A 21,990-nucleotide genomic window follows, 5' to 3' on the forward strand; every position below is an offset into this window, starting at 1 on the left:
TGTGCGATATATGAGCAGTCTGAGCTGAGGCTGAGAAACCGGATCGTTACCAGCGCTGTCCAGGAAATATCCGCCGCGGCGTGAGCTTAAACGCAGCGGCCTCGCCGGGCGTGTCGTAACGGTGCAGCTTAGGCGCGCCATGCCGGGGTGCGCAGCGAAGTGGAATACGCTGCGGGCATGGACGGCACCGACGCAGAAACCCCCGGCCAGCCGGCGCCCAGTCGAGCCGAATCCCTGTTCGCGCACGCCGAGGGGTCGATCTCCGAAGACTCGTTGCTGGCGGCCGCGCGCGAGCGTGCCGTGGACATCGGCGCGGGCGCGGTGACGCCGGCGGTGGGCGCGCTGCTGAGCCTGCTGACCAAGCTCAGTGGCGGGAAGGCCGTTGCGGAGGTGGGTACCGGCGCGGGGGTAAGTGGGCTCTGGTTGCTGTCCGGCATGAGCGACGACGGCGTCTTGACGACGATCGACATCGAGCCCGAGTATCTGCGGCTCGCCAAGCAAGCCTTCTCCGAAGCCGGCATCGGGCCGTCGCGCACCCGGCTGATCAGCGGCCGGGCCCAAGACGTCCTCACCCGCCTCGCCGACGAGTCCTACGACCTGGTGTTCGTGGACGCGGATCCGGTTGACCAGCCGGACTACGTCGTGGAAGGCGTGCGGCTGCTGCGACCCGGCGGCGTCATCGTGATTCACCGCGCCGCACTCGGCGGGCGAGCCGGCGATCCCGCCGCCCGCGACGCCGAGGTGGTCGCGGTGCGGGAAGCCGCGCGACTCATCGCCGAGGACGAGCGGCTCACCCCGGCACTGGTTCCGCTCGGCGACGGCATTTTGGCCGCGGTGCGCGACTGACTTGATGGTGGCGACCCGCCGCGCCCGGCGACGCCGCGCTCGCGATCGCCACTGATCCGATGGTGGCGACCCGCCGCGCTCGCGATCGCCACTGATCCTTTACGAATTCTTGACGCGGTGCCTCCTTGACTCGTGACTGAACGTGCGTTTAGTGTACTGAACATGCGTTCAGCCGACCTGACTGCCGCAGCCCGGATCCGGGATGCGGCCATCGAGCAGTTCGGCGAGCAGGGGTTCGGCGTGGGGCTGCGCGCGATCGCCGAGGCGGCGGGGGTGAGCGCCGCACTGGTCATTCACCACTTCGGCTCCAAGGAGGGCCTGCGCAAGGCGTGTGACGACCACATCGCCGAAGAAATCCGCAACAGCAAGTCCGAGGCGCTCAAGTCGAACGACCCGGCAACCTGGTTCGCGCAGATGGCCGAGATCGAGTCGTACGCGCCGATGATGGCCTACCTGGTTCGCAGCATGCAGTCGGGCGGCGAGCTGGCAAACATGTTGTGGCGCAGGATGATCGACAACGCCGAAGAGTACCTGGACGAGGGCGTGCGGGCGGGCACCATAAAGCCCAGTCGAGACCCCCGCGCCCGGGCCCGGTATCTGGGCATCACCGGCGGTGGCGGCTTCTTGCTCTATCTGCAGATGCACGAGACACCAACGGACATCCGCGCGGTCCTCCGTGACTACGCCCGCGAGATGGTGCTGCCCGCGCTGGAGATCTACACCGAAGGACTGATGGTCGACCGCACCATGTACGACGCATTCCTGACCGCAGATGATCAAGGAGAAAACCATGCCAGTTGACAATGTCGCGCCCATCGAAATCCAGCAATTGACAAAGAACTTCGGAGCGGTGCGGGCGCTGGACGGCCTGGACCTCACCGTGCGCGAAGGCGAAGTGCACGGCTTCCTCGGCCCCAACGGCGCCGGGAAGTCGACGACCATCCGGATCCTGCTGGGTCTGGTCAAGGCGGATGGCGGCAGCGTGCGGCTCCTTGGCGGCGACCCGTGGACCGACGCGGTCGCACTGCACCGCCAGATCGCCTATGTGCCCGGCGACGTCACGCTGTGGCCGACGCTGACCGGCGGCGAGACCATCGACCTGCTGGCCCGGATGCGCGGCGGCATCGACCGCAAGCGTCGCGACGAGCTGATCGAGCGCTTCGACCTCGATCCACACAAGAAGGCGCGGACCTATTCGAAGGGCAACCGGCAAAAGGTCTCCCTGATCTCCGCCTTCTCGTCGCGGGCCCGCCTTTTGCTGTTGGACGAGCCCAGCAGCGGCCTAGATCCATTGATGGAGAACATCTTTCAGCAGTGCGTGGCCGAGGCGCGCGACCGCGGCGCGACGGTGTTGTTGTCCAGTCACATCCTGGCCGAGACCGAAGCGCTGTGCGAACGGGTGACCATCATCCGGGCCGGCAAGGCCGTCGAGAGCGGCACCCTGGACTCGATGCGGCATCTCAGCCGCACCTCGATCAAGGCCGAAATGATCGGCGATCCCGGGGACCTCACTCGCATCAAGGGGGTCGAGGACGTCAGCGTCGAGGGCACCATCCTGCGCGCTCAGGTGGACGGCGAAAGCCTCGGGGAACTCATCCGGGCACTCGGCGATGCCGGCGTGCGCAGCCTCGTCAGCCAGCCGCCGACGCTCGAAGAACTCTTCCTGCGCCACTACGACACGGCGAACAAGGTTTCCGCGTCATGAGCACCGGAACTTTGGATCGCTCGCACCGCCCGGCGTACCCCGCGCCGCAACGTGGCTCGAACTTCTCCGGAACGCTGGGGATGCTGCGGCTCTACTTGCGCCGCGACCGAATCTCGCTGCCGCTGTGGGTGTTCCTGCTGTCGGTGCCGCTGGCAACGGTGTACGTCGGCAGCATCGAAAAGGTCTACCCCACCCAGGCCGCCCGGTCCGGCTTCGCTGCTTCCATCATGGCGAGCCCGGCGCAGCGCGCGCTCTACGGGCAGGTCTACAACGATAGCCTTGGCGCCGTTGGCATTTGGAAGGCCGGCATGTTCCACCTGCTGATCGCGGTGGCCGTCATCCTGACCGTCATCCGGCACACCCGGGGCGACGAGGAGGCGGGCCGAACCGAGCTAGTGGACTCGACCGCCGTCGGTCGCTACGCCAGCCTCACCGCCGCACTGATGTTGTCGTTCGGGGCCTCCATCGCCACCGGCGTGATCGGCGCGGCCGGACTGCTCACCACCGACGTCCCCCCCGGTGGGTCGCTCGCTTTCGGCGCGGCGCTGGCCTGCTCCGGCCTGGTGTTCACCGCCGTCGCCGCGGTGACCGCGCAACTGTCCCCAAGCGCGCGGTTCGCGCGCGGCGCCGCGTTCGCAGTTCTGGCGGCCGCGTTCACGCTGCGCGCCGTCGGCGACGCCGGTTCCGGTGCGCTGTCGTGGCTCTCGCCGTTGGGGTGGTCGCTGCAGGTCCGGCCGTACGCGGGTGATCACTGGTCCGTGTTGACGCTGCATCTGACGACAGCCGTCGCGCTCACCGCGGTGGCATACCGGCTCCTCGCCGGCCGTGACGTCGGTGCCGGGCTCTTTGCCGAACGCCCCGGTCCCGGCTCCGCCGCGCCCGCGCTGGGCAATGTGTTCGGGCTGGCCTGGCGATTGGACCGTGGAGCGCTCCTGCTCTGGGCCGTGGGGCTGTGTCTCTATGGCGTCTTGATGGGCAGTGTGGTGCACGGCATCGGTGACGAGCTCGGCGGCAGCAATGCCGCGCGCGACATCGTCGTCCGGATGGGCGGCACCAGCGCTTTGGAGGCGGCCTTCATCGCCGTCGCGTTCACCATGATGGGGATGGCGGCCGCCGCATTCGCCGTCTCGCTGACGTTGCGATTGCACCAGGAGGAAGCGGGCCAACGCGCCGAAACGACGCTGGCCGGTGCGGTGTCGAGAGCCCGCTGGCTGGCGAGCCACCTGCTGGCGGCATTGGTCGGATCCTCGGCGGCGATGCTGGTGAGCGGTTTGGCCGGCGGACTGGTCTACGGTGCTGCCGCCGGCGACCTCGGCGGCAAGGTGGCTGTCGTGGTGGCAAGCGCCGCCGTGCAACTGCCCGCAGTCTGGTTGTTGTCCGCGGTGACGGTCGCCTTGTTCGGTCTGGCACCACGATTCACACCGGTGGCCTGGGGCGTTCTGGTCGGGTTCATCGCCTTGTATCTGATCGGTTCGTTGGCCGGGTTCTCGCAATGGCTGCTCGATTTGGAACCGTTCGCCCACATTCCCCGGGTCGGCGCGGGTTTCACCGCCACGCCACTGCTGTGGCTGTTGGCCATCGACGCTGGACTGATTACCCTCGGTGTCATGTGCTTCCGACGCCGCGATCTGCGTGGTTAGGAGCGCTATGAAAACCGGCATCCGCGTGACGATGCGATCGATCTGGGGGATCGTCTCCTTCGGCCTGATCCTATTCCTACCGGCCGGCACGTTCCGTTATTGGCAGGCATGGGTTTTCATCGGTGTGTTCATGGCGGCAACGATCATCCCCGTCGTCTACCTGGCGCGGAACAATCCCGCGGCCCTGCAGCGCCGCATGAATGCGGGCCCGCGGGCCGAACCCCGGGCGGCCCAGAAATTCATCATCACCGGCTCATTCCTGGTCCTGTTCGCGGCGATGGTGCTCAGCGCGCTCGATCATCGGTTCGGCTGGTCGTCCGTGCCGGCGTGGCTGTCTGTGCTCGGTGATGTCCTGGTGCTAGCGGGACTCGGGATGGCCATGCTGGTGATCGTCCAAAACGGTTACGCCGCAGCCACTATCACAGTGGAGTCGGGCCAGACGCTGGTGTCCAACGGTCTCTATCGATTCGTGCGCCACCCCATGTATGTCGGAAACGTGGTCATGATGATCGGCATGCCGTTGGCGCTCGGCTCCTACTGGGCACTGCTCTTGGTCATTCCGGGCTGCATCCTGCTCGTCCTCCGCATCCTCGACGAGGAAACGCTGCTCACCCAGGAGTTGACCGGGTACCACGAATACCGGCAGCGGGTGCGCTATCGGTTGATGCCCTACATCTGGTAGCGGCCGGGCCGACGCGCCTAGGGTATTCGCGTGGCCCGAAATGCCGCGCCCGCCCGGGATCGGCCGTGGCGACGCCCCGGCGCGCTCCGGTACGCGATTAGCCGGATACGCGGCGTCGCCAAGCCGCCCGTCGCGGTGACCGATCCACCGGCCGACCTTGACGTCGAACGCGATGTAGGCGTGCCGACCCGCGACGGAACACTATTGCGGGTCAACGTTTTCCGGCAGCCCGATAGCGGTGCTCGACCGGTGATTCTGAGCATCCACCCCTACGGCAAGGACAATCTGCCGAGGCGGCGCGGCAACAAGTGGACGTTCTCCATGCAGTACCGGATCCTGCGCCAGCCGCAACCGGTGCGCTTCTCGGCGCTGACCGGCTGGGAGGCGCCCGATCCCGGGTGGTGGACAGCGCAGGGCTTCGTCGTGGTGAATGCCGATTCGCGCGGCTGTGGTCGCTCCGACGGCACCGGGCGCCTGTTGTCGCGCCAGGAGGCCGAGGACACCTACGACCTGGTGCAGTGGATCGCCGGACAGCCATGGAGCGACGGACGTGTCGTCATGCTCGGGGTGTCGTACCTGGCCATCAGCCAGTACGCGGTCGCCGCGCTGCAGCCGCCGGCACTACGGGCGATCTGCCCGTGGGAAGGCTTCACCGACGCCTACCGTGACCTGACCTTCCCGGGCGGCGTTCGCGAGACCGGCTTCACCAGGGTGTGGTCGCGAAACGTGCGACGCGGCACCCGGCAGGCCTACGACCTGGAACGGATGCAGGACGCCCACCCGTTGCGCGATGAGTTCTGGCGCTCACTGGTCCCGGACCTCTCCGCGATCAAGGTGCCCATGCTGGTGTGCGGCAGCTTCTCCGACAACAACCTGCACAGCCGCGGCTCCATCCGCGCGTTCACGCACGCCGGTTCCGGCCACGCCCGCCTCTACACCCACCGCGCCGGCAAGTGGGCGACCTTTTACTCCGGGCCCGCGCTGACCGAGCAATTGAGGTTTTTCCGCGGAGTGCTGGACGGGGCGCCCCCTTCCCGCAGCGTCCGCCTCGAGGTCCGCGAAGACCGCGACACCGTCGCAGCAGTGCGCGAGGAGGCCGAATGGCCGCTGGCGCGCACCCACTGGCGGCCAATGTATTTGGCCGGGGGCGGATTGCTGACCGCCCAGCGGCCATCGGCGGAAAGTGGCATCACGTTCGAAACCCGCTCCGGCGCAGCGGCTTTCAGCTGGGCCGTCCCGGCGGATATCGAGCTGACCGGCCCGATGGCGGCGCGGCTGTGGATCGAGCTGGACGGCTGCGACGACGCCAACCTGTTCGTCGGCGTGGAGAAGTGGCGTGCCGGACGGTTCGTCGGATTCGAAGGCTCCTATGGCTACGGCCGCGATCGGGTGAGCACCGGTTGGCAGCGGATCTCGCTGCGCGCGCTGGATGCCGACCTTTCGCGGCCATGGGAACCCGTCGCGGCGTGCACAGACCCGCGGCCCGTCGCCGCGCACGAGGTCGTCGAGGTCAACGTGGCGCTGGGCCCGTCGGCGACGCTGTTCCGTGCCGGTGAGCAGCTGCGCTTGGTGGTCGCAGGGCGCTGGTTGTGCCCGAGGAACCCGCTCACCGGCCAGCTCCCGGCGGCCTATGCCGGCTCGCCGCGCGGTCGCGTCAAGCTGCACTGGGGCCCGCGCTACGACGCGCATCTGCTGATCCCGGAGGTCCCCGGGTAGCACGGGGTACTAGATCCAGACGCCCTTGCCCACCGCGACCACACCGCCGGCGCTGATCGCGAAGCGCTCCCGGTCCTTCTCGAGATCCACGCCGACCATCTCGCCGGGCCCGACGACGACGTTCTTGTCCAGGATGGCGTGGCGTACCACCGCGCCCCGGCCGACCCGGGCGCCGGGCATGATCACGCTGCCCTCCACGATCGCGCCGTCATCGACCACGACGTTGGACGACAGCACCGAGTTGCGCACCGAAGCCGCCGAAATGATGCTGCCGGCGCCGACGACCGACTCCTGCGCCGAGCCGCCGTTGACGAACTTGGCCGGTGCCAGGTTCTCCGACTCACCGCGGATCGGCCAGCGCTTGTTGTAGAGGTTGAACACCGGATGCACCGAGACCAGGTCCATGTGCGCGTCGTAGAACGCGTCCAGCGTCCCCACGTCACGCCAGTAACCCCGGTCGCGATCGGTCGCGCCCGGCACCTCGTTGTCCTTGAAGTCGTAAACCGCGGCCATACCGTCGCCCACCAAGCGCGGAATGATGTCACCGCCCATGTCGTGATCCGAATGGTCGTCGTCGGCGTCGGCGCGAATCGCGTCGATGAGCACCTTGGTGGTGAAGATGTAGTTGCCCATCGACACGAACGTCGCCTCAGGGTCATCCGGTGTACCGGGCGGGTCCAACGGCTTCTCCACGAAAGCGCGGATGCGGCCGGAATCGTCGGCGTCGATGCACCCGAACGCGCTGGCCTCGCCGCGCGGCACGCGGATGCCGGCCACCGTTGCGCCGGCCCCGCTTTCGATGTGGAACTGGACCATCTGCTCGGGGTCCATCCGATACACGTGGTCGGCGCCGAAAACGACTATGTAGTCGGGGTCTTCGTCGTAGATCAGGTTGAGCGATTGGTAGATCGCGTCGGCGGAGCCGGTGTACCAGCGGGGGCCCAGGCGCTGCTGCGCGGGCACGGGGGTGATGTACTCACCGGCCAGACCGGACAGCCGCCAGTTCTGCGAAATGTGACGGTCCAGTGAATGCGACTTGTACTGGGTGAGAACGCAGATCCTCAAGTAGCGCGCATTGACGAGGTTGGAGAGCACGAAGTCGATCAGCCGATAGGCGCCGCCGAAGGGAACCGCGGGCTTGGCCCGATCCGCGGTCAGCGGATACAGCCGCTTGCCCTCACCGCCGGCCAGGACAATGCCCAGCACGTGTGGCGCTTCCCTCATGGTTCAAACCTATCGGCCGCCGCGAGGCGCTGCCAGAGGGACGGCGCTATTGGCGGTGTTCTGTGCGGCTGTCCGTCAAGGTATTTGGCCCGCCGAGCCGCTCCCCGATTGCCCGGGCCCCGACTCGCGCTCCTCGTCGCGACCGAACTACCGTGCGGGTATGCGGGTGGCGATGATGACTCGGGAATACCCACCAGAGGTCTACGGGGGCGCCGGTGTACATGTCACGGAACTGGTCGCCCAGCTGCGCCGATTGTGCGCGGTCGATGTGCATTGCATGGGTGCGCCGCGGCCGAACGCCATCGTGCACCAGTCCGATCCACGCTTGCGGAGCGCCAACCCGGCGCTGTCGACGTTGTCCGCGGACCTGATGATGGCCAACGCCGCGTCGGCGGCCACCGTCGTGCATTCGCACACTTGGTACACCGGCATGGCCGGTCATCTGGCGGCGCTGCTCTACGACATTCCCCACGTCCTGACGGCCCATTCGCTCGAGCCGCTGCGGCCGTGGAAGGCCGAACAGCTCGGCGGCGGCTACCAGGTGTCGACGTGGGTGGAGCGCACCGCGGTGCAGGCGGCGGACGCCGTCATCGCGGTCAGCTCCGCGATGCGTGAAGACATCCTGCGCGTCTACCCCGCCCTGGATCCCAGCGTCGTGCACGTCATCCGCAATGGGGTGGACACCGACGTCTGGCATCCGGCCGGGCCGACGCATGCCGGGTCTGTGCTGGCCGAACTCGGCGTCGACCCAGACCGGCCCACGGTGGCGTTCGTCGGCCGGATCACCCGGCAGAAGGGCGTCGCCCACTTGGTGGCGGCGGCGCACCAGTTCGACCCCGAGGTGCAGGTGGTGTTGTGCGCGGGCGCCCCCGACACCCCGGAGATAGCCGAGGAGATTCGGTCCGCGGTGGCGCGGCTGGCCCACGATCGGCAGGGCGTGTTCTGGATCAGAGAAATGCTGCCGATCGGCGAGATACGTGAAATATTATCGGCGGCAACGGTTTTCGTCTGTCCTTCGGTGTACGAGCCGCTGGGCATCGTGAACCTGGAGGCGATGGCTTGCGCGACGGCCGTGGTGGCGTCCGATGTCGGCGGGATACCCGAGGTGGTCCTCGACGGGGTGACCGGTTCGCTGGCGCACTACGACGCCGGAGACCCGGCCGGTTACCAGACCAGACTGGCCGAAGCGGTCAACGCGCTCGTCGCCGACCCCGAAAAGGCGAAGCGTTACGGCGAGGCGGGACGCCAGCGCTGCGTCGAGGAATTCTCCTGGGCCCGCGTCGCCGAGCAAACCCTGGACATTTATCGAAAGGTGTGTGCGTAGCCCCGCGGTCCGCCGGCAGGCCTTAGCTGGAGCTCGTGACACCCTTGAGTTCGTCACCGAGGGCGGCGGCTTCGTCGGGCGTCAGCTCGACGACCAGTCGACCACCTCCCTCAAGTGGTACCCGCATCACGATGCCGCGCCCCTCCTTGGTTGCTTCCAGAGGACCGTCGCCGGTCCGGGGCTTCATCGCCGCCATCGAGTGCTCCCTCCAGGTTCGAGCTGGTCCGACGTTGCGGACCTGGTCGGCGCCGAGCATGCCCCGCCAGCGATTTTCCAGCCATACCCGACATCGAACTGCCAAATCACCCCTCTATTGTTCCCTATCCAGGTCACGAGTTGAACAAAGACCCGGTTCTCCGGGCCTGGGGGCCGCTGAACGCCGATTGCCCGGCCGCGTGTCACCGGGGGGAAGGCACCCAACAACCCCGGATATGGTCGTCGACCATGCCGGTCGCCTGCATCAGCGCATAGGCGGTGGTGGGCCCGACGAAGCGGAACCCGCGCCGCTTGAGCTCGCGCGCCATGGCCTTCGATTCCGGTGTGGCCGAGGGAACTTCGGAGCCATCCGCCGGCCTGGGGCGCGGTGCGGGCGCAAAAGACCAGAGCAGCTCCGCGAGGTCAGCCGAGGTTCCCAGCTCGGCGGCGGCACGCGCGTTGGCGATGGTCGCGTCGATCTTGGCCCGGTTGCGCACGATTCCCGTGTCCGCCATCAACCGCTGCACGTCCGCATCGGTGTAGCCGGCGACCTGCTCGAAATCGAATCCCGCGAAGGCGCGCCGGAAGTTCTCCCGTTTGCGCAGGATGATCAGCCACGACAGCCCGCTCTGGAACGCCTCCAGGCTCATCCGCTCGAACAGCGCCATCCCGTCGTGCACCGGGCGGCCCCACTCCTGGTCGTGGTAGTCGCGGTACAACTCGAAATCAGGTCCGGGCCGAATGGCCGCCCAGCTGCACCGAACCAGCTCGTCATCGCTCACATCTAGTCCTGACGATCCAGGCCGTCCTCGGGTTCCACCGGTTGGGAATCGTCCTCTGCCGCCGCGGGGGCGGGCACCGCGGCGAGCTGGCCGCGCAGCGCCTCGACCTCGCGGGCGAGCCGGTCCAGCACCCAGTCCACCTCGCTGGTCTTGTATCCGCGCAACGCCTGGGTGAACTTGACTGCGTCGACGTCCGCGCCGGTCACCCCGTAGGCGGGCAACACGGTCGCGGTCGTCCCCCGGGGCAGGGGCGGCAGCTGCTCACCGCGACCGAACAGCAGACTCGCCGCGCCGAACAGCACGATCGCCACCAGCACCAGCACCACCAGGTAAAGCAACACCAACGCCACGTCGTCGATACTGCCCTATGCCACCGACAGCGCGACCACGCAGCGCGGCTTTAGCGCGGCCTCAAGACCTTCATCGGCGGACGGTCCGCCAGCGACACCGGCGACGTGTGCTGGGTGTAGCTCTGACCATCGGGCCCCTCGGGACCAACGGCGAAGAACTGCGTCAACCCGATCCCGGAATCGGGAATCCCGCAGCGCGAGAGCAGGGTCGCGATGACCTGGCGGCTCATCGCACCCAACTCGGCCAGCGGCCGGTTGCGGTGCGCGCGCACTCCCAAGTTGACCTGGGCGATGGCGCCCAGGCCCAACCGGTCGAACGTGTCCAGCAGCAGGCCGATCTCAACGCCGTAGCCCGGCGCGAACGGCACCGACGTCAGCAGTTCGCGGGTCGCCGCGTACTCCCCGCCGAGCGGCTGCAGGATGCAACCCAGCTCCGGCCGCAGCGCCGCGAGCAGCGGCCGGGCCACCAGTTCGGTGACCCGCCCACCGCCGGTGGCGCCCGCGGCGCCCCCGACGTCGCCGACCTGTAGCGGCCGCCGGTAGAAGCTTTTGACCAGGTGGACGCCGTCGCCCATGAGCAGCGGCCCGACCAGCCAGGGCACGAACATCGGGTTCGGGTTGATCAGGTCGGAGTCGACGAAGACGACGATGTCACCGCTGGTGGCCGCCAGCGAGCGCCACAGCGCCTCCCCTTTTCCGGGCCGGGTCGGTACCTCGGGCAACGCCTGCTCACGGCTGACGACCCGGGCGCCGGCGGCGACGGCGCGGATCTCGGTGTCGTCCGTCGAGCCGGAATCCAGCACGATCAGCTCGTCCACCAGCCCCCCAGAGCTTTTGACCAGGGGTGAGATGCTTTCCACCACCGATTCGATGGTCTCTTCTTCGTTGAGGGCCGGCAGCACCACCGAGATGGTTCGCCCCGCCTTCGCGGCCTCGAGCTCGGCGACCGTCCAGCTCGGACGGTTCCAGCTGCGATTGGACAGCCAGGTGTCGCCGGGCCGGGCGGCCAGCACCGCGTCGTCGGTGAGGTCGCCGACCAGGTCGGATGCCGTCATGCCAGTCCCCTCACGGTGCGCGCCGGCGGGCGTGACCCCTGGATGGAGGCCACCATTTCCAGCACCCTTCGGGTGGCGGCGACCTCGTGCACGCGAAACATGCGGGCACCGGTGGCGGCCGCCAGCGCGGTGGCCGCCAACGTTCCCTCTAGCCGCTCGGTCAATTCCACACCCAAAGTCTCCCCGACGAAGTCCTTGTTACTCAAAGCCATGAGCACAGGCCATCCGGTATTAACAAGATCGCCCAGGTGGCGCAACAGCAGCAGCCCGTGGAAGGTGTTCTTGCCGAAGTCGTGAGCGGGGTCGATCAGCACCCGGTCGCGGGCCACCCCGCAGGCGACCGCGCGCTCCGCGGCGCCGGTGACCTGGCGAATAACGTCGTCGACCACGCCGCGCGCGGCGGTTCCGTAGCTCACCCGGAACGGTCGCGTGCGGGGCAGCGCCCCGCCGGTGTGCGAGCACACCAGGCCCGCACCGAACTCCGCGGCGACCTCGGCCAGGCCCGGGTCGATGCCGCCCCAGGTGTCGTTGATCAGATCCGCCCCGGCCGCACAGGCCACCTTGGCCACCTCGGAACGCCAGGTGTCGACGCTGATCAGCTGGTCCGGATAGGCGCCGCGCAGCCATTCGATGAACGGGACCAGACGGGCGAGCTCGGTTTCGGCATCGACCTCCTGGCCCGGGCCCGCCTTGACCCCGCCGACGTCGATGACGTCGGCGCCCTCGGCGATGGCGCGGTGCGCAGCGGCCCGGGCTGCCTCGTCGCTGAAGGCCGCACCCTTGTCGTAGAACGAGTCGGGGGTGCGGTTGACGATCGCCATGATCAGCGGGCGATCGCCGGCGACCGGACGCCCGCACCAAGTGGATTGCACACGTCTATGGTGCCCGGTCACGGCGCCGGGTGCGGCCCGGGGATCGGGAGTGCGGCGCGCCGCACGGTCGTCGTCAACGGCAGCGTCAGCCCTGCGGGCGCTTCCCGTCGGCCACTTCGTCGGGGTATTCGTCGTAGTACGGCACGTAACCCTCGTCGCGGCCGGCCAGCACGTACAGCGGGTCCTTGATGTCGGGCCCGTAGGCCTGTTCGCGCAACTCCACCTTGCGGCTCTTGAACGTCGTGGTGTGCTCCAGCGACTCGACCACCCGCACGAACAGCGGCAGCGCGTAGGCGGGCAGCTGGCCATACACGGCGCGGGCCAGCGACTTGCCGTCGAACTCCGCGCCGTCGCGCAGCTTGACCGCGGCCATGCCGGCGCGGCCGCCGGTGCGGGGGATCTCGACACCGAAAACGGTGCATTCCTCCACGGATTCGTCGGACGCCAGCGCCGCCTCCACCTGCGTGGTGGCGACGTTCTCCCCCTTCCACCGGAACGTGTCGCCGAGGCGGTCGACGAACGCGGCGTGCCCCATGCCCTGCGGACTCATCACGTCACCGGAGTTGAACCACACGTCACCCTCACGGAACGCGTTGCGCACCAACTTCTTTTCGCTCGACTCCTTGTCGGTGTAGCCGTCGAACGGCTGCAGCCGGTTGACCCGGCTGAGCAGCAGGCCGGGCTCCCCGGCCGGCACCCGGCGCACCCGCCCGTTGTCGTCGCGCAACGGGGCTCCGGTGTCGGGGTCGTACTCCACGTAGGCCAACGGCATCGGGAAGACGCCGGTGGTCCGGGGCACGTTGAAGATGTTGATGAACGCGGTGTTGCCCTCGCTGGAGGCGTAGAACTCGCACACGCGGGCGATGTCGAACCGATTGGTGAACTCGTCCCAGATCTCGGGTCGCAGCCCGTTGCCGGCGATCACCCGCACCTGGTGCGCGCGGTCGGTGGCCTTGCGTGGCTGGTTGAGCAGGTACCGGCAGATCTCGCCGATGTAGATGAACGCCGTGGCGTCGGCGGCGATGACCTCGTCCCAGAACTTCGACGCCGAGAACGACTTGCCCAGCGCCAGCGTCGCCCCGGAGTTGATCACCGACGACAGCGCGACCGTCAGCGCGTTGTTGTGGTACAGCGGCAGGCAGCTGTAGAGCGTGTCGGAGCTCTTCAGCCGGAGCCCGATGCCGCCGAACGCCGCGAGCGCCTTCAGCCACCGCAGGTGGGTCATCACGCTGGCCTTGGGGAATCCCGTTGTGCCCGAGGTGAAGATGTAGAACGCGGTGTCCCTGGCCTGCACGGCCGATACTGACGCCGGGTTGGTGGCCGGGGCGCTGGCGGCGAACCGTTCCAGGTCCTCCACGGTCATGGTCTCGGTGTCGCCCGAGCCGCCGCACTCGGCCACCGCGCTGACCAGGTCCGTCTCCGCGACCAACACCTTGGCCTTGAGCAGGCCCAGGCTGTGGGCCAGCACCTCGCCGCGCTGGTGGTAGTTCAGCATGCCGGCGACCGCGCCGCACTTGACCGCGGCCAGCATGGTCAGCACCGCGTTGGGCGAGTTGCGCAGCATGATCGCGACGACGTCGCCGTGGCCGACGCCGTGCGCGGCCAGCACCGCGGCGTACCTGTTCGCGGCGGCGTTGGCGTCGCGATAGGTCAGCTGCTGGTCACCGAACCGCAAGAAGATCCGATCGCCGTAGCGGGCCGCGCGTTCCTGGAACACCGTTCCGATCGATTTCTTCGAGCCCGGCTGGGCCAGCAGCCCGGTCATCGCCCCGCGCATGATCACCGGCATGTCGGCCAGCAGGCCCGGCGCCCGAGATGCGATATCGGTCAGTTTGACCGCCGTGCGCGCTCCGCCGTCGTGATCGGACACGTCATCCCTCGTTTCCTGTAAGCAACTCGGCGGACAGCCTAGTAGGGATCACCAGATTGCCGGCGGGCTCAATCGGGCGCACACGCCTCCACGGCGGCGCTCACCTTGTCGACCAGCAGCAACCGGTCCATCGCCGGCTGTGAAATGTACCCGCTGTCGAGCAGTCCGCACAGCCAGAGCCACAGGCCTTCGTAATGCCCCAGGGGATCCAGCATGACGATGGGTTTGCGGTGCAGGCCGAGGTAGCCCGTGGTCCACGAGTCCAGCAACTCGTCGAGGGTGCCGACGCCACCGGGCAGCACGATGAACGCGTCGGCGCGCTCTTCCATCACGTGTTTGCGCTCATGCATCGTCTCGGTGACGATCAGCTCGTCGGCTTCGGTGTCGGCGATCTCGACGCGCATCAGAACCTGCGGGATGACGCCGACGGTCCGGCCGCCGCGGGCGCGCGCCGCGGTGGCCACCGCGCCCATCGCCGACACCCGGCCGCCGCCCCACACCAGCGTCCAGCCGCGCTCGGCGATCGCCTCGCCGAGTTCGGCAGCGACCGCGAGCAATTCGGGATGCTCCGGACCGGACGCGCAGTACACACACACCGCCCAGTCGCCTGATGGCTCGCGTTCCGGGCGCATACAACGAAAGCGTTCCGGGCGCATACAACGAAAGGTAGACCAGGCTTGCTGCGGGCCGCACACCGCGCGCAATAAAATCCGGCGATGCCGATTCGATGGAACGTTCCCCAGCACGCGTCGGCCCTGGAGCGGCTGGACGCGGCGCTGGCGGATGGGCGGGGTGCCGTCGTGCTGGGACCGGACGGCTGCGGCAAGTCCACGTTGGCCCGAATGGCCGCCGAAGGCTTCGGCCACCGGCACCCCGGCACGCGCATCCGCTGGGTCACCGGCACCCCGACCGAACGCGCGGTGCCGTTCGGCGCGTTCAGCCACCTGGTGCGGATCGCCGACCTCGGCAAACCGGCCGCGCTGTTGCGCGCGGCCCGGGCATCGCTGGACGGTGACGACCTGCTGCTGGTCGTCGACGACGCCCACGACCTGGACATCCTGTCGGCCACGCTGATCTACCAGCTCGCGCTGGCGGGCGCGGCCAGGATGATCGTCACCGGCCGCGCCGACTCGGCTCCCGACGCCATCGCGGCGCTGTGGGCCGACGGGCTGCTCCCCCGGATCGACATCGAACCGCCGGGCGGGATGACCACACCGGCCGAGGTCGACGCGTTCCTCGCCGAAATGCCATCCGGGGCCCGGTCGGTGCTGGACTACCTCGCCGTCGCGGAGCCGCTGTCGCTCGCCGATCTGAGCGTCCTTACCGGCGCGGACGCGATCGGCGAGGCGACGGATTGCGGGGCGGTGGAAACGCGGGCGCGCGGCGGAGCGTCGGACGACCCGGTCGTGTACACGGCCCACCCGCTGTTTGCCGAGCGAGCGCGGGCCGCGCTCGGCGGCGACGGCGCCCAGCAACGACGAACCGAGTTGGTGCGGCTGCTGTCGCAGCATCCGGCGGACCACCTCAGCGACCGGCTCCGGTTGGCGGCGCTGGCCCTGGACAGCGACGCCTCCCAGCCGACGGCCGAGGTGGTCGGCGCCGCGCAGCAGGCGCTGCGCCTGGGCGACCTGGCCCTCGGCGAACGGTTGGCCGCTTCGGCGCTGGAGCGCTCCGGCGGGTTGACGGCGCGGCTGGCGCTGGCACACGCGCTGGCGTGGCAGGGCCGCGGCCGCGAGGCCGACGCGGTGCTGGCCGGCGTGGACCCCACCGCGTTGACCGAAGCCGCGCTGATGGACTGGACGCTGTTGCGCGCGGCCAACCAGTTCTGGATGCTCAGCGAGCCCGAGCGGGCCACCGCGTTCTTGCGGACGATCCGCGGTCGCGTCTCGGATCCGGGCGCGCGCACCACGCTGGACGCGCTGAGCGCCACGTTCGCGATGAACGCCGGCAACGTCGGGCACGCCGTGAAGGTCGCGGACGAGGTGCTCGCCGCCCCGGACGCCGACGACCAGGCGGTGGCCTGGGCGGCCAGCGCGGCGGCGCTGTGCGCGGCGCGCCAGGGCCGCTTCGGCGACGTCGAGCCGCTGGCCCAGCGCGCGCTGGCCGCCGAACATCCCGGGTTGCTGCGCTTCACGATCGGACTGGGACAGACCACCGCGTTGTTGATGGCGGGCCGGCTCGACGGGGCCCGCGAACTCGCCCAGCAGTTCACCGATTTCGCCGAGTTGCAGCAGCCGGGCCGCGCGATCGGCGAGGTGCTGCTGGCCCACGTGCTACTCGCCGACGGCGAATTCGCCCGAGCCGCAGCGCTACTCGGCCCGACGGCCGCAACGTTGGAACGCACCGGCTATTCGTGGGGTCCGCTGTCGTTGACCCTGCTGGCCACCGCGCTGGCCCAGCAGGGCGATATCGCGGCCGCGGGGAAGGCGTTGGGCCGGGCCGAATCCCGGCACGGAACCAAGTCGGCGCTGTTCGCGCCGGAACTCGGTGTCGCGCGGGCATGGCGGCTCTCGTCGATGCGCGACGCGCACGGCGCGGTGGCGGCCGCCCGTGACGCCGCCCGGATGGCCGAGCGCGGCGGGCAACGGGCGGTGGCGGTGCGCGCCTGGCACGAGGCCGTGCGGCTCGGTGACATCCGAGCGGCGGATCCGCTGGCCCGGCTCTGTGACGAGATCGACTGCGCCGCCGGGCAGCTCGCGCTCTCCCACGCGCAGGCGCTGGCGGCCGGCGACAGCGCGGCGCTGCTGGCGGTGTCGGGCGACCTGGCGAAGGTGGGGATGCGCGCGGCGTCCGCCGACGCCGCCGCGCAGGCGCAGCGCTGCGGGGCCCGCTAACCGCCCAGGTAGCCGCGCAGCATCTCCACCGCGGCGGTGATGTTGGCGACCGGAACGCTCTCGTCGCGCGTGTGCGCGAGGTTGGGGTCGCCCGGCCCGAAGTTGACCGCCGGTATGCCCAACGCGGCGAAACGTGCGACGTCGGTCCACCCGTACTTCGCCCGGACCTGCCCCCCGGCCGCCTCGACCAAGGCCTTGGCCGCCGGCTGGGACAGCCCGGGCAGCGCGCCGGCGGCCGCGTCGGTCTGCTCGATCTGCACGTCGAGCCCGCCGAACACCTCGTGCACGTGCTCGAGCGCCGCGGCCACCGACCGGTCGGGGGCGAAGCGGAAGTTGACCGCGACCGCGGCCGCGTCGGGAATCACGTTGCCCGCCACGCCGCCGTTTATGCGCACCGCCGACAGGCCCTCGCGATATTCGCAACCGTCGATGTCCACGGTGCGGGCGGAGTATGCGGCCAGCCGATCCAGGACGGCCCCCAGCTTGTGAATAGCGTTGTCCCCCAACCATGGTCGTGCCGAGTGGGCGCGCGTGCCGGTGGCCGAGATCACGACGCGCAACGTCCCCTGGCAACCGGCTTCGATGTAGCCGCCGGTGGGTTCGCCCAGGATGGCCACGTCGGCGGACAGCCAGTCCGGCAGCTCGCGCTCGATGCGCCCCAAACCGTTTGCCGCCGCCTCGATTTCCTCGCAGTCATACATCACCAGCGTCAGGTCGTGAGCCGGCTCGGCGACGGTCGCGGCCAGATGAAGGAAGACCGCGTCACCCGACTTCATGTCCGCGGCGCCGCAGCCGTACAGGTCGCCGTTCGCGCGGCGGCTGGGCAGGTTGCCGGCGACCGGGACAGTGTCCAGGTGCCCCGCCAGCAGGACCCGCGACGGCCGCTGGTGCCGGGTGCGGGCGAGCACGGCGTTGCCGTTGCGAACGATCTCGAAGCCGGACGTCTGGGCGCGCAGGGCGGCCTCCACCTCGTCGGCCAGGCGCGCCTCGTCTCGCGATTCGCTGGGGATGTCGACCAACGCAGCGGTCAGCTCGATCGGATCCCCGCGCAAGTCCAGCACGGGTCCCAGGTTATCCGCTGCCGGGCGGCAAGTAACCTGACCGCCGTGACTGGAGCTGTAGGCATCGGGCTGGCGACGCTGGCCGCCGACGGATCGATCCTCGACACGTGGTTTCCCGCACCGGAACTGACCGAATCGGGCACCGGCGGCACGTCGCGGCTCGCCCTGTCGGACATCCCCCCGGAGCTGGTCGCACTGGTCGGCCGGGACGACGACCGCGGCACCGAGAGCATCGCCGTGCGCACGGTGATCGGCTCGCTCGACGACGTGGCCGCCGACGCCTACGACGCCTACCTGCGGCTGCATCTGCTGTCGCATCGGTTGGTGGCGCCGCACGGGCTGAACGCCGGCGGCTTGTTCGGGGTATTGACCAATGTCGTGTGGACTAACCGCGGACCGTGCGCGATCGAAGGGTTCGAGGCGGTCCGGGCGCGGCTGCGCCGCCACGGACCCGTGACCGTCTACGGCATCGACAAGTTCCCGCGGATGGCCGACTACGTGGTGCCGACCGGGGTGCGCATCGCCGACGCCGACCGGGTGCGGCTGGGTGCCCACCTGGCGCCGGGTACCACGGTCATGCACGAGGGCTTCGTCAACTACAACGCCGGCACGCTGGGCGCGTCGATGGTCGAGGGCCGCATCTCGGCCGGCGTGGTGGTGGGTGACGGATCGGACGTCGGCGGCGGCGCCTCCATCATGGGCACCCTGTCCGGGGGCGGCACGGAAGTCATTTCGATCGGCAAGCGGTGCCTGCTCGGCGCCAACGCGGGGCTGGGCATCTCGCTGGGCGACGACTGCGTCGTCGAAGCGGGCTTGTACGTGACCGCGGGCACCAAGGTCGCCACGCCCGACGGCCAGGTGCTCAAAGCCCTGGAGCTGTCCGGCGGCAACAACCTGCTCTTCCGCCGCAATTCGGTCAGCGGCGCCGTCGAAGTGGTGCCCCGCGGCGGCCAGGGCATCGCCCTCAACGAGGACCTGCACGCCAACTGAGCGCAGCTATACGTCGGCGGCAACCTTCTCGGCGGCCGGGGCGGCGCGCAGCGCCGTACCCATGGTTTCCGGCAGCAGATACACGGACACGAAACTGGCCATGACCAGGGTGGCCATCATGAGCCCGATCGCCCAGCCGCCGTAGGTGGCCAGCAGCGTGCCGGCGACCAGCGGCGGCACGGCGGCGCCGAGAATGCCGGCCAGGTTCATCGCCACCGCCGCTCCGCTGTAGCGGTAGCGGGTGGCGAACAGTTCGGGAACGAACGCCGCCGTGGGCCCGTTGGCCACCGCCGCGGCCGCGAACATGCCGAGGACGGCGACCGCGTACAACACCGGCTTGCGGGTGTCCAGCAGCGGGATGACCGCGAACGCCCACGGCAGGCATGCCGCGAGCCCGCATAGCATCACCCGGCGGCGGCCGACCCGATCGGAGATCCACGCCGAGAACGACACGCACGCCATGCTGGTCAGCCCGGCCAGTGCGCCGACGCCCCAGATGAAGCTCCGCGAATAGCCGAGATGGTTGTGGGCGTACATGACCAGGAAGGTGTTGCCCAGGTAGACGAAGCCCATGCCGCCGAGGAAGGCGCCCGCGACGAGCACGATCTCGCGCCGCTGGAACCGCAACAGCTCCGCGAGCGGCGCCTTGGGCAGCTCGTCGCGGGCCTTCTCCTCCACGAACAGCGGGGTCTCGTCGATGTTCAGTCGTACATAGAGGGCGATACCGATCAGCGCGCTGCTGATCAGGAAGGGCACCCGCCATCCCCAGTCCATAAACGCGGTGCTTTTCTCACCCATGGTGAGGTTGACGACGAGAAAGGTCAGGCTGGCCAGGATCCCGGCGGTGCCACCGCCCAACAGGGTGAACATGCCGTACCAGCCGCGTTTGCCGGACGGCGCGTACTCGGCACTGAGCAAAACCGACCCCGCCCATTCGCCGCCGACCGCGAATCCCTGTAGCAACCGCAGAACGATGAGAATCAACGGTGCCGCGATGCCGATCGACGCTGTGCTGGGAACCATGCCGACACTCACGGTCGACGCGCCCATGATCAGCAAGGTGGCGATCAGCGTCTTCTTGCGGCCCAGCCGGTCCCCGAAATATCCGAAGACGGCCGCGCCCAACGGGCGGGACAGGAACGCCGTCGCGAACGTCGCCATCGAGGCGATGGTGGCCAGCGTCGGGCCGAGGCGCGGGAAGAACACGGTGGGAAACACCAAGGCGGCCGCGGTCCCGTAGATCAGGAAGTCGTAGAACTCGATGGCCGAGCCCACGAGACAGGCCGCCGCTATCCGCCGCATGGGAGTGGTGGCAGCGGTGCCCGGCTCACCCATGGGCGCCGCTCACGGTCCGGTTGCGTCGATACACGGTTACGACGGTAGGTGAAGCTTCACGGTCACGCTCTTCGCTGAAGCTGGCAACTTGCTGCGTGTCAGCCGTCGGCCAGCAGCTGCTTTTTGAGCACCTTGCCCATCGCGTTGCGGGGCAGCGTGTCGACGAGGCGGACCTCGCGAGGCCGTTTATGCATCGAAAGTTCTTGGGCGACGTGGTTGATCAGGTCGTCGGCGTTCAGGCCTTCCGCGCCGACGATGAACGCGACGATGCGCTGGCCCAGGTCCTGGTCCGGCATGCCGACGACCGCGGCCTCCCGCACCCCGGGATGCCCGAGCAGCGCCGTCTCGATTTCGCCGGCGCCGATCCGGTAGCCACCGGACTTGATCAGGTCGACCGACTCGCGGCCCACTATGCGGTGCATGCCCCCGCCGTCGATGACGGCGACATCGCCGGTGCGATACCAGCCGTCGGCGTCGAACGCCTCGGCGGTGGCCTCGGGGCGGTTCAGGTAACCGTCGAACATCATCGGCCCCCGAACCTCAAGCTTGCCAACGGTTTCCCCGTCGTGCGGCACCTCGCCGCCGCTGTCGTCGAGCAGCCTGGTTTGCACGCCGGTGAGCGGTAGGCCCACCCATCCGGCGCGTCGCTCGCCGTCCGCGCGGGTCGACAGCGTGATCAGCGATTCAGATGCGCCGTAGCGTTCGATGGGCCGGTGCCCGGTGAGCCGGGCCAGCCCCTCGAACACCGGAACCGGCAGCGGCGCACTCCCGGAGACCAGCAGCCGCGCCGGGCGCAGCGCGCGGGCGGCGGCCTCGTCGGCCACCACCCTCGACCACACGGTCGGCACCCCGAAGTACAGCGTGCCCCCGGCGTGGGCGTAGCCCGCCGGCGTGGGTTTTCCGGTGTGCACGAAGCGATTTCCCACCCGCAGCGACCCGAGCAGTCCCAGCACCAGCCCGTGCACGTGGAACAGCGGCAGCCCGTGCACCAACACGTCGTCGGCCGTCCACTGCCACGCCTGCGCCAGGGCGTCGAGGTCGGCCGCGATCGCGCGGCGGCTCAGCACCACACCTTTGGGCAGGCCGGTGGTGCCGGAGGTGTAGATGATCATCGCGGTGGCGTCGGGTGATGGCTCGGGGTAGCGGTGCCAGGAGCGGGCGTGTAGCCGCACCGGGATGTGCGGCAGTCCCTCCAGCTCGTCCGGGACGGGGCCCAGCCAGGCCTGCACTCCCGAATCGGTGAGCATGTGCCGGCGTTCGGCCGCACCCACGTCGGCGGGCACCGGGACGAAGGGCACGCCGGCGATCAGGCACCCGGTCACCGCGAGCACCGTCGCCGCGCTGGGCGTGGCCAGTATCGCGACCCGGTTCGCGCCGCCGACCCGCTCGGCCACCGATGTGGCGGCGCCGACCAGGTCGCTACGACTCAAGACGGCCCCGTCGATGCGTACCGCGTCGGCGATGTCGGTGGCGGTGACCGCCGCGGGATTCAGGGACGCCAGCAGCACG

The 21,990-nt window shown here is 69.3% G+C and carries 20 protein-coding genes; 9 read left to right on the top strand and 11 right to left on the bottom strand.

Features of this window, described 5'->3' with window-relative positions; all coding sequences use genetic code 11:
- The first annotated feature begins 177 nt into the window (after positions 1-177).
- The 6 genes from A5781_RS08300 to A5781_RS08325 all read left to right on the top strand — a co-directional run bounded on the left by A5781_RS08300 (position 178) and on the right by A5781_RS08325 (position 6,589).
- On the top strand, positions 178-846 hold the full coding sequence (locus A5781_RS08300) for an O-methyltransferase (RefSeq protein WP_067203855.1): 669 nt from the start codon (positions 178-180) through the stop codon (positions 844-846).
- Between the two features lie 162 nt (positions 847-1,008).
- Positions 1,009-1,647 (top strand): TetR/AcrR family transcriptional regulator, encoded by a 639-nt coding sequence (locus tag A5781_RS08305; protein ID WP_067203708.1) that lies wholly within the window; start codon positions 1,009-1,011, stop codon positions 1,645-1,647.
- A complete protein-coding gene (locus A5781_RS08310) occupies positions 1,637-2,551 on the top strand; it encodes an ABC transporter ATP-binding protein (RefSeq protein ID WP_067203857.1) in 915 nt (304 codons plus the stop codon). Before A5781_RS08305 ends, A5781_RS08310 begins: the two co-directional genes overlap by 11 nt.
- Positions 2,548-4,191, top strand: coding sequence for an ABC transporter permease (locus A5781_RS08315; RefSeq protein ID WP_156624481.1), 1,644 nt, complete (start codon positions 2,548-2,550; stop codon positions 4,189-4,191). The genes A5781_RS08310 and A5781_RS08315 overlap by 4 nt, the downstream gene beginning before the upstream one ends.
- A gap of 7 nt (positions 4,192-4,198) precedes the next feature.
- Complete coding sequence (locus A5781_RS08320) at positions 4,199-4,873, top strand: isoprenylcysteine carboxylmethyltransferase family protein (RefSeq protein WP_067203710.1); 675 nt, start codon at positions 4,199-4,201, stop codon at positions 4,871-4,873.
- A 30-nt stretch (positions 4,874-4,903) separates the two neighbouring features.
- Positions 4,904-6,589 (top strand): CocE/NonD family hydrolase, encoded by a 1,686-nt coding sequence (locus A5781_RS08325; protein WP_067203712.1) that lies wholly within the window; start codon positions 4,904-4,906, stop codon positions 6,587-6,589.
- 9 nt (positions 6,590-6,598) lie between these two features.
- Here A5781_RS08325 and glgC read toward each other — a convergent pair whose 3' ends face one another.
- Positions 6,599-7,813 carry a glucose-1-phosphate adenylyltransferase gene (gene glgC, locus A5781_RS08330; RefSeq protein WP_067203715.1) on the bottom strand — a complete coding sequence of 405 codons (1,215 nt, stop codon included), beginning with the start codon at positions 7,811-7,813 and terminating at the stop codon, positions 6,599-6,601.
- Positions 7,814-7,973: 160 nt separating this feature from the next.
- Here glgC and glgA point away from each other — a divergent pair, with 160 nt between their 5' ends.
- On the top strand, positions 7,974-9,137 hold the full coding sequence (glgA, locus tag A5781_RS08335) for a glycogen synthase (RefSeq protein WP_067203718.1): 1,164 nt from the start codon (positions 7,974-7,976) through the stop codon (positions 9,135-9,137).
- Positions 9,138-9,159: 22 nt separating this feature from the next.
- Here the strand turns inward: glgA and A5781_RS08340 are convergent, their stop codons facing one another.
- From A5781_RS08340 to A5781_RS08370, 7 genes are all read right to left on the bottom strand, one after another.
- A complete protein-coding gene (locus A5781_RS08340; RefSeq protein ID WP_003878471.1) occupies positions 9,160-9,333 on the bottom strand; it encodes a DUF3117 domain-containing protein in 174 nt (57 codons plus the stop codon).
- 202 nt (positions 9,334-9,535) lie between these two features.
- On the bottom strand, positions 9,536-10,114 hold the full coding sequence (locus tag A5781_RS08345; protein WP_067203720.1) for a DNA-3-methyladenine glycosylase I: 579 nt from the start codon (positions 10,112-10,114) through the stop codon (positions 9,536-9,538).
- A gap of 2 nt (positions 10,115-10,116) precedes the next feature.
- Entirely contained in the window at positions 10,117-10,464 is a 348-nt protein-coding gene (locus A5781_RS08350; protein WP_067203722.1) for a DivIVA domain-containing protein, read from the bottom strand.
- A gap of 50 nt (positions 10,465-10,514) precedes the next feature.
- Positions 10,515-11,519 carry a glucosyl-3-phosphoglycerate synthase gene (locus A5781_RS08355; protein WP_067203725.1) on the bottom strand — a complete coding sequence of 335 codons (1,005 nt, stop codon included), beginning with the start codon at positions 11,517-11,519 and terminating at the stop codon, positions 10,515-10,517.
- A complete protein-coding gene (folP, locus tag A5781_RS08360; protein ID WP_067203729.1) occupies positions 11,516-12,391 on the bottom strand; it encodes a dihydropteroate synthase in 876 nt (291 codons plus the stop codon). The genes A5781_RS08355 and folP overlap by 4 nt, the downstream gene beginning before the upstream one ends.
- An 85-nt stretch (positions 12,392-12,476) precedes the next feature.
- Positions 12,477-14,261, bottom strand: a complete 1,785-nt coding sequence (fadD6, locus tag A5781_RS08365) for a long-chain-acyl-CoA synthetase FadD6 (RefSeq protein WP_067203731.1) — start codon at positions 14,259-14,261, stop codon at positions 12,477-12,479.
- A gap of 68 nt (positions 14,262-14,329) precedes the next feature.
- Entirely contained in the window at positions 14,330-14,893 is a 564-nt protein-coding gene (locus A5781_RS08370) for a TIGR00730 family Rossman fold protein (RefSeq protein WP_067203734.1), read from the bottom strand.
- 84 nt (positions 14,894-14,977) lie between these two features.
- Here A5781_RS08370 and A5781_RS08375 point away from each other — a divergent pair, with 84 nt between their 5' ends.
- Positions 14,978-17,095, top strand: a complete 2,118-nt coding sequence (locus A5781_RS08375) for an AAA family ATPase (protein ID WP_067203736.1) — start codon at positions 14,978-14,980, stop codon at positions 17,093-17,095.
- Here the strand turns inward: A5781_RS08375 and dapE are convergent.
- Entirely contained in the window at positions 17,092-18,156 is a 1,065-nt protein-coding gene (gene dapE / locus A5781_RS08380; RefSeq protein ID WP_067203738.1) for a succinyl-diaminopimelate desuccinylase, read from the bottom strand. The two genes, A5781_RS08375 and dapE, sit on opposite strands and share 4 nt — an antisense overlap.
- Before the next feature lie 36 nt (positions 18,157-18,192).
- Here dapE and dapD point away from each other — a divergent pair, with 36 nt between their 5' ends.
- On the top strand, positions 18,193-19,146 hold the full coding sequence (gene dapD, locus A5781_RS08385; protein WP_156622569.1) for a 2,3,4,5-tetrahydropyridine-2,6-dicarboxylate N-succinyltransferase: 954 nt from the start codon (positions 18,193-18,195) through the stop codon (positions 19,144-19,146).
- Between the two features lie 6 nt (positions 19,147-19,152).
- Here dapD and A5781_RS08390 read toward each other — a convergent pair whose 3' ends face one another.
- Both A5781_RS08390 and A5781_RS08395 read right to left on the bottom strand, forming a co-directional pair.
- On the bottom strand, positions 19,153-20,481 hold the full coding sequence (locus A5781_RS08390; protein ID WP_082939264.1) for an MFS transporter: 1,329 nt from the start codon (positions 20,479-20,481) through the stop codon (positions 19,153-19,155).
- Between the two features lie 98 nt (positions 20,482-20,579).
- Positions 20,580-21,989: an acyl-CoA synthetase gene (locus tag A5781_RS08395; protein WP_067203744.1), complete on the bottom strand. Its 1,410-nt coding sequence runs from the start codon at positions 21,987-21,989 to the stop codon at positions 20,580-20,582.
- Between the last annotated feature and the right edge of the window lies 1 nt (position 21,990).

The organism is Mycobacterium sp. 852002-30065_SCH5024008 (genome assembly GCF_001665645.1).
GTDB lineage: Bacteria > Actinomycetota > Actinomycetes > Mycobacteriales > Mycobacteriaceae > Mycobacterium > Mycobacterium paraffinicum.

Bases quoted from the DNA above. Each gene is read 5' to 3' on its own strand.
- A5781_RS08300 (WP_067203855.1), top strand. From the start codon at position 178: ATGGACGGCACCGACGCAGAAACCCCCGGCCAGCCGGCGCCCAGTCGA.
- A5781_RS08305 (WP_067203708.1), top strand. From the start codon at position 1,009: ATGCGTTCAGCCGACCTGACTGCCGCAGCCCGGATCCGGGATGCGGCC.
- A5781_RS08310 (WP_067203857.1), top strand. From the start codon at position 1,637: ATGCCAGTTGACAATGTCGCGCCCATCGAAATCCAGCAATTGACAAAG.
- A5781_RS08315 (WP_156624481.1), top strand. From the start codon at position 2,548: ATGAGCACCGGAACTTTGGATCGCTCGCACCGCCCGGCGTACCCCGCG.
- A5781_RS08320 (WP_067203710.1), top strand. From the start codon at position 4,199: ATGAAAACCGGCATCCGCGTGACGATGCGATCGATCTGGGGGATCGTC.
- glgC (WP_067203715.1), bottom strand. From the start codon at position 7,813: ATGAGGGAAGCGCCACACGTGCTGGGCATTGTCCTGGCCGGCGGTGAG.
- glgA (WP_067203718.1), top strand. From the start codon at position 7,974: ATGCGGGTGGCGATGATGACTCGGGAATACCCACCAGAGGTCTACGGG.
- A5781_RS08340 (WP_003878471.1), bottom strand. From the start codon at position 9,333: ATGGCGGCGATGAAGCCCCGGACCGGCGACGGTCCTCTGGAAGCAACC.
- A5781_RS08355 (WP_067203725.1), bottom strand. From the start codon at position 11,519: ATGACGGCATCCGACCTGGTCGGCGACCTCACCGACGACGCGGTGCTG.
- A5781_RS08370 (WP_067203734.1), bottom strand. From the start codon at position 14,893: ATGCGCCCGGAACGCGAGCCATCAGGCGACTGGGCGGTGTGTGTGTAC.
- A5781_RS08375 (WP_067203736.1), top strand. From the start codon at position 14,978: ATGCCGATTCGATGGAACGTTCCCCAGCACGCGTCGGCCCTGGAGCGG.
- A5781_RS08390 (WP_082939264.1), bottom strand. From the start codon at position 20,481: ATGGGTGAGCCGGGCACCGCTGCCACCACTCCCATGCGGCGGATAGCG.